The sequence below is a fragment of the Streptomyces sp. URMC 123 genome (assembly GCF_051386515.1).
GTDB lineage: Bacteria > Actinomycetota > Actinomycetes > Streptomycetales > Streptomycetaceae > Streptomyces.
This window is the reverse complement of the sequence record NZ_JBPQTV010000424.1, coordinates 1-4,638: the sequence shown is the minus strand read 5'-3', so window position 1 is coordinate 4,638 and position 4,638 is coordinate 1. Positions and strand designations below refer to the sequence as shown.

2 protein-coding genes are annotated in these 4,638 nt (G+C 73.5%); both read left to right on the top strand.

Annotated elements, in window-relative coordinates:
* The first annotated feature begins 59 nt into the window (after positions 1 to 59).
* Positions 60 to 3,596, top strand: a complete 3,537-nt coding sequence (gene mfd, locus ACSNOD_RS28600) for a transcription-repair coupling factor (protein ID WP_436769974.1) — start codon at positions 60 to 62, stop codon at positions 3,594 to 3,596.
* A 178-nt stretch (positions 3,597 to 3,774) separates the two neighbouring features.
* On the top strand, positions 3,775 to 4,590 hold the full coding sequence (locus ACSNOD_RS28595) for an HNH endonuclease family protein (protein ID WP_436769973.1): 816 nt from the start codon (positions 3,775 to 3,777) through the stop codon (positions 4,588 to 4,590).
* The last annotated feature ends 48 nt before the right edge of the window (positions 4,591 to 4,638 follow it).

The window sequence follows — 4,638 nt, the reverse complement described above, 5'->3', positions numbered from 1 at the left end:
CCCCGCCCCCGCGCGGCGGGCCCCCGCGTTTGACCACCCCGGGACGGAAAGCCGCCTTCATGAGCCTGCACGGTCTCCTCGACGTCGTCGTCAACGATCCCGCGCTCGCCGAGGCGGTGCGCTCCGCGGCCAACGGCGACCGTCCGCATCTCGACCTCGTGGGGCCGCCCGCCGCGCGGCCCTTCGCGATCGCCGCGCTGGCCCGCTCCGCCGGCCGCCCCGTGCTGGCCGTCACCGCCACCGGCCGCGAGGCCGAGGACCTGGCCGCCGCGCTGCGCTCGCTGATGCCCGCGGGCCAGGAGGACGCGGTCGTCGACTACCCCGCCTGGGAGACCCTCCCGCACGAGCGGCTCTCGCCCCGCTCGGACACCGTGGGCCGCCGGCTCGCCGTGCTGCGCCGGCTGACGCACCCCTCGGCGGACGACCCGGGCGCGGGCCCGGTGAGCGTGGTCGTGGCCCCCATCCGCTCCGTGCTGCAGCCGCAGGTCAAGGGCCTGGGCGAGCTCGTCCCCGTATCGCTGCGCACGGGCACGACCGCCGACCTCGGGGAGGTCACCGAGGCGCTGGCGGCGGCCGCGTACTCCCGGGTGGAGCTGGTGGAGAAGCGCGGCGAGTTCGCCGTGCGCGGCGGCATCCTCGATGTCTTCCCGCCGACCGAGGAGCACCCGCTCCGGGTCGAGTTCTGGGGCGACGACATCGAGGAGATCCGTTACTTCAAGGTGGCCGACCAGCGGAGCCTGGAGGTGGCCGAGCACGGCCTGTGGGCGCCGCCCTGCCGTGAGCTGCTGCTCACCGACGACGTACGGCACCGGGCGGCCGCCCTGGCCGAGGAGCACCCGGAGCTCGGCGAGCTGCTCGGCAAGATCGCCGAGGGCATCGCCGTGGAGGGCATGGAGTCCCTCGCCCCCGTCCTCGTGGACGAGATGGAGCTGCTGCTGGACGTGCTGCCGGCCGGCACGATGGCGGTGGTCTGCGACCCGGAGCGGGTCCGTACCCGGGCCGCGGACCTCGTCGCGACCAGCCAGGAGTTCCTGCAGGCCTCGTGGGCGGCGAGCGCGGGCGGCGGCGAGGCCCCGATCGACCTGGGCGCGGCCTCGCTGTGGGGCATCGCGGACGTCCGCGAGCGCGCCCGCGAGCTGGGCATGATGTGGTGGTCGGTGAGCCCCTTCGCCGCCGACGAGGACCTCTCCGCCGACACGGTCACCCTGGGGCTGCGCGCCCCCGAGAGCTACCGCGGCGACACGGCCCGCGCGCTCGCCGACACCAAGGGCTGGCTGGCGGACGGCTGGCGCACGGTCTTCGTGACCGAGGGCCACGGCACCGCCGCCCGCACCGTCGAGGTGCTCGGCGGCGAGGGCATCGCCGCCCGCCTGGACGCCGACCTCGGCGAGATCACCCCGTCGCTGGTGCACGTCGCCTGCGGCTCCCTCGACCACGGCCTGGTCGACCCCGGTCTGAAGCTCGCCGTGCTCACCGAGACGGACCTGTCCGGGCAGAAGGCGGCCGGCCGGGACCTGGGCCGGATGCCGGCCCGGCGCCGTAAGACCATCGACCCGCTGACCCTCCAGCCGGGCGACTACATCGTCCACGAGCAGCACGGCGTGGGCCGCTACATCGAGATGGTGCAGCGCACGGTGCAGGGCGCGACCCGCGAGTACCTGGTGGTGGAGTACGCCCCGGCCAAGCGCGGCCAGCCCGGCGACCGCCTGTTCGTGCCCACGGACCAGCTCGAACAGATCACCAAGTACGTCGGTGGCGAGGCCCCCACGCTGCACCGGCTCGGCGGCGCCGACTGGACCAAGACCAAGGCGCGGGCGAAGAAGGCGGTCAAGGAGATCGCCGCCGATCTGATCAAGCTCTACTCGGCGCGGATGGCCGCCCCCGGCCACACCTTCGGCCCCGACACCCCCTGGCAGCGGGAGCTGGAGGACGCGTTCCCGTACGCCGAGACCCCCGATCAGCTCACCACGATCGCCGAGGTCAAGGAGGACATGGAGAAGGCGGTCCCGATGGACCGGCTGATCTGCGGCGACGTCGGCTACGGCAAGACCGAGATCGCGGTGAGAGCGGCGTTCAAGGCCGTCCAGGACGGCAAGCAGGTCGCCGTGCTGGTGCCCACGACGCTGCTGGTGCAGCAGCACTTCGGCACCTTCTCCGAGCGCTACGCCCAGTTCCCCGTCGTGGTGAAGGCGCTGTCGCGGTTCCAGACGGACACCGAGGCCAAGGCGGTCCTGGAGGGGCTGCGCGAGGGCTCCGTGGACGTCGTCATCGGCACCCACCGGCTGTTCTCCTCGGAGACGAAGTTCAAGGACCTGGGCCTGGTCATCGTCGACGAGGAGCAGCGGTTCGGCGTCGAGCACAAGGAGCAGCTGAAGAAGCTGCGCGCCAATGTGGACGTGCTGACGATGTCGGCGACGCCGATCCCGCGAACCCTGGAGATGGCGGTCACCGGCATCCGCGAGATGTCGACGATCACCACCCCGCCGGAGGAGCGGCACCCGGTGCTGACCTTCGTGGGCCCGTACGAGCAGAAGCAGATCGGCGCGGCCATCCGCCGCGAGCTGCTCCGCGAGGGCCAGGTCTTCTACATCCACAACCGGGTGGAGTCGATCGACCGGGCGGCGGCGCGGCTGCGCGAGATCGTGCCGGAGGCGCGGATCGCCACGGCCCACGGCCAGATGTCGGAGACGGCGCTGGAGCAGGTCGTGGTGGATTTCTGGGAGAAGAAGTTCGACGTGCTGGTCTCCACGACCATCGTGGAGTCGGGCATCGACATCTCCAACGCGAACACGCTCATCGTGGAGCGCGGCGACACGTTCGGGCTCTCGCAGCTCCACCAGCTGCGCGGCCGGGTGGGCCGGGGCCGGGAGCGCGGCTACGCGTACTTCCTCTACCCGCCGGAGAAGCCGCTGACGGAGACCGCCCACGAGCGGCTGGCGACCATCGCCCAGCACACGGAGATGGGCGCGGGCATGTACGTGGCGATGAAGGACCTGGAGATCCGCGGCGCGGGCAACCTCCTGGGCGGCGAGCAGTCCGGCCATATCGCGGGGGTCGGCTTCGACCTGTACGTGCGGATGGTGGGCGAGGCCGTCGCCGACTACCGCGCCTCCCTGGAGGGCGGGGTGGAGGAGGAGCCGCCGCTGGAGGTCAAGATCGAGCTGCCGGTGGACGCGCACGTTCCGCACGACTACGCGCCGGGCGAGCGGCTGCGGCTCCAGGCGTACCGGGCGATCGCCGCGGCGACCACGGAGGAGGACATCACGGCCGTACGGGAGGAGCTGACCGACCGCTACGGCAAGCTCCCCGAGCCGGTGGAGAACCTGCTGCTGGTGGCGGGGCTGCGGATGCTCGCCCGGTCCTGCGGCGTCTCCGACATCACGCTCCAGGGCTCGAACATCCGCTTCGGGCCGGTGGAGTTGCGCGAGTCGCAGGAGCTGCGGCTCAAGCGGCTCCACCCGCGCACGGTGTTCAAGCCGGCCACCCAGCAGATCCTGGTGCCGCGGCCGACGACCGCGCGCATCGGCGGCAAGCCGCTGGTCGGCCGCGAACTGCTGGCCTGGACGGGGGAGTTCCTCACCACGATCCTCTCCTGACCCGGTTCTCGGGGCGAGGGGCAGGGCCGGGCTCGGGGCCGGGGTCGGGGGCCCCGGGGTACGGGCCCCGGCGCCACCGCGCGCGCCGCGGGCCCCGGCGCGCTCCACCGCCGCGGTGCCGCGCGTTACGGCGCCGGGAGCCGGCCTCCTAGGATCGGTCGGCGTGATACGTACGCGAATGCCCCGTGGCGCCCTGTCCGTACGAGGCGCCGCCGCGGTGGCGGCGGCCCTGGCCGTCCTCCTCGGCGGCTGCTCCTCCGACGGCGGGGACGGCCCGGACGACGGCAAGCGGGGCACGCCGGGCAGCGCCCTCGCGGCCGCGCGGGAGCTCACGGTCAAGGGCCGCGCGCCCAAGACGGGGTACGAGCGGGAGCGGTTCGGCACGCCGTGGGCCGACACGGACGGCAACGGCTGCCGCACCCGGGACGACATCCTCAAGCGCGACCTCGCGGACGTGGCCTTCACCGACGGCACGTCGGGCCGGAACCGCAAGAGCGGCAAGGGCGCCAGAAGCGGCCGGTCCGGGGAGGCGGGCGAGGCGGGGGAGGCCGCGTCGCAGGAGTGCCAGGTGGCCTCCGGCACGCTGAAGAACGACCCGTACACGGGCAAGGACGTCCCCTTCACCCGCGGCAGCGGCAGCAGCGTGGACATCGACCACGTGGTGGCGCTCTCCGACGCCTGGCAGAAGGGCGCGTCCCAGTGGGAGCCCAGCAAGCGCATAGCCCTGGCCAACGACCCGTTGAACCTGCTCGCCGTGGACGCGTCGACCAACCGCGAGAAGGGCGACGGCGACACGGCGACCTGGCTGCCCCCGAACAAGGGCTACCGCTGCGAGTACGTGGCCCGGCAGGTGGCGGTGAAGCGCAAGTACGAGCTGTGGGTGACCGACGCGGAGCGGGACGCGATGGTGACGGTGCTCTCCGACTGCCCGTCCCAACCCCTCCCCACCGGCGGCACGAGCACCTCGGCCCCCACCCGCTTCACCGCCCGCTGAGGCGGCGGGGCCATCGGCCGGGGCGTCACCCGTTGGGGCGTGTCGGGG

Bases quoted from the DNA above. Each gene is read 5' to 3' on its own strand.
- mfd (WP_436769974.1), top strand. From the start codon at position 60: ATGAGCCTGCACGGTCTCCTCGACGTCGTCGTCAACGATCCCGCGCTC.
- ACSNOD_RS28595 (WP_436769973.1), top strand. From the start codon at position 3,775: ATGCCCCGTGGCGCCCTGTCCGTACGAGGCGCCGCCGCGGTGGCGGCG.